Annotated in this window: 4 protein-coding genes; all 4 read right to left on the bottom strand. The window is 48.5% G+C overall.

From position 1 onward, the window contains the following. Positions 1-154: 154 nt before the first annotated feature. The 4 genes from Q0257_RS09675 to Q0257_RS09660 all read right to left on the bottom strand — a co-directional run bounded on the left by Q0257_RS09675 (position 155) and on the right by Q0257_RS09660 (position 1,806). Positions 155-430 (bottom strand): sigma factor-like helix-turn-helix DNA-binding protein, encoded by a 276-nt coding sequence (locus tag Q0257_RS09675; RefSeq protein WP_297905310.1) that lies wholly within the window; start codon positions 428-430, stop codon positions 155-157. A gap of 32 nt (positions 431-462) precedes the next feature. Further along, positions 463-627, bottom strand: a complete 165-nt coding sequence (nrdD, locus tag Q0257_RS09670) for an anaerobic ribonucleoside-triphosphate reductase (protein WP_298024435.1) — start codon at positions 625-627, stop codon at positions 463-465. 256 nt (positions 628-883) lie between these two features. Further along, positions 884-1,027 carry a hypothetical protein gene (locus Q0257_RS09665; RefSeq protein WP_298024433.1) on the bottom strand — a complete coding sequence of 48 codons (144 nt, stop codon included), beginning with the start codon at positions 1,025-1,027 and terminating at the stop codon, positions 884-886. Beyond that, on the bottom strand, positions 991-1,806 hold the full coding sequence (locus Q0257_RS09660; protein ID WP_298024431.1) for an AAA family ATPase: 816 nt from the start codon (positions 1,804-1,806) through the stop codon (positions 991-993). The genes Q0257_RS09665 and Q0257_RS09660 overlap by 37 nt, the downstream gene beginning before the upstream one ends. Between the last annotated feature and the right edge of the window lie 233 nt (positions 1,807-2,039).

The raw sequence follows: 2,039 nt of genomic DNA, 5'->3' as shown, positions 1-2,039 counted from the left end.
TTTACAAGCTGCCCGCCCTTTATTTCATCGCGACGCACCGAGCGAATACCTACGCTTACCATATCAGGCACGGTGGCGCTCATCTTTGCGTGTAATTCGCGCAGAGCCGCGGCGCTATAATCCTGCGCGCTTAGGTTTATCAAATCCTTTAGCTTCAATTCTTCGTTCCTTTCAGGCTCCAGCCGCTACCGAGCCTTTGAGCTTCGCAGCGCTCAAGTTCGGCGATGGTTTCAAATATCTCCATCCACTTCTTGCGGTTTTTCGGGTGCCTAAGCTTCGCAAGCGCCGTGCGCTCTATCATCGCGACGCGCTCGACGCTGATACCTAGCATCGCCGCAAGCTCGCGGTAAGCTACATCCGCATCACCCTTTAGCATCCTCACCCGCTCGGCGCATACCTTGTCCGTGCGGTAGCCCTGAATTCTTTGCATTTCACCCTTCCTTTTGCTTCCGCTTATCGCGCCTACTTAGTGTGGCTCTCATCTTTTTTCTCTTCAAATAGCACACGTTCTTTGTGTTCGCCCACTTTACCGATATTAAAGCTTTCTACCGGGCGCAAGTAGCCCATCACACGGGTGTATACTATGCACTTGGTGCGTTTTGCTTCAAGCTCTTTAGGAAATTTCATATCCACTCCTTTATTTGACTTTATAAGACGCCCGCACGGGGCGCCATTTAAAATCAAAGCCTTAGCTCCAGATCGTCCCGAATCCGCGACGGAAGTGCGGGATCGGTACCACTATGCTCTCGCGCTTTCTCATCTTTGCAATCCAGCCCCGCGGGGTGCGAAATAGAATGAGTGCGCGATTATGATCTCATCTTTGCAGGCTTTTAGATCGCTCATTTTCATATTTGTATCTTTTGAAATTTTCATTTTTTACCCCTTATCTTTTTCGTACGTGATAAACTAAATTAGCGGCTACTTTTTGTTCGTAGCCTAGGGCTAAATTTAGCGCCGTTTTCTCATATAGCCTTGCGTTTTGCCCCTCGGCTAAAAACTCCGCCACTTCCCTGGAGTTAATACACATTTGCTACCTTCCGCATCAATACCTGCTAGCTCGCCGATTTTAATGAGCTCGTCGCGGCTGAGCGTCATCTCCGGCGAGTAGGTAAGCCTGCTTTGCAGATAGCCTCCTAGCCTATCGATACGCTTTTTAAGCACTCCGATACCTACGGCAATTACGGCTATGCCTAGGTTTTCGCGTTTGCTAAACTCATAGATCTCGCGCAAAAGCTCAAATTTTCGCTCAAAGGTCAGATCGTTATCGCGCACGAAAAGATCGGCTTCGTCGATTACTATCAGACGTGTTTTTAAGTTCGCGATCGCCTCGCAAAACTGCTCGAATTTATCGTCCGTATTACCCTTAGGCTTTTCGCCTACGGCTCGCAGCAGTAAACTCATAAATGCGCTGGCGCTTAGGCTCTTTCTAGCCTTTACGTAGATACCGCCGAGATCGCCCGTAAGCTTTTGAAGTAGATAGGTTTTGCCCATACCGCTTTCGCCCAAAATGAGCTCGAAAAAGCTAAGCTTCGTCTGCTCCATCTTATAGATGCGCTCCTTGATCTTTTGCTGTGCCAGGCTTAGCCAAACTCCGCCATTTTGTGCCTCTTTTTTGGGAGTATTAGCGGCAATTACCTTATCTAAAAACGCCTCGATCGCGGCGGCATATAGCTCGCTTTTAGAAGAGTCATATTTGCCGTTTAGCACGCCGCTAACGGTGCCTTCTCTCTTGCCGATCGCATCTGCGATCTTGCCTAGGGTTATGCCATAAGCCTTGCATACCCCAAATTTTTCTTTTAAACTCATCGCTCTTTCCTTTGCCCGTAGGCTAAATTTAAGCAAACGCTTATAAAATCCGCCCGCTAGCAGATTTTAAAAGCGCTTTACATCGCCGCCAAAAGCTCCTCGTTGCTCATAGCAATTTTGGAGTGCAGGCGCCTGCTGTTTTGTCTTTGGGCCTCGACTTCAAACGCCGTACTCGCATAGGAGCTGATAGTATTAGGGCGTTTATAAAGGTTTGCGTAATAGCCAAACGCCTG

The organism is uncultured Campylobacter sp., assembly GCF_938018035.1.
Lineage (GTDB): Bacteria > Campylobacterota > Campylobacteria > Campylobacterales > Campylobacteraceae > Campylobacter_B.
The sequence above is the reverse complement of the archived record's forward strand: the minus strand, read 5'-3'. Positions and strand labels throughout refer to the sequence as shown.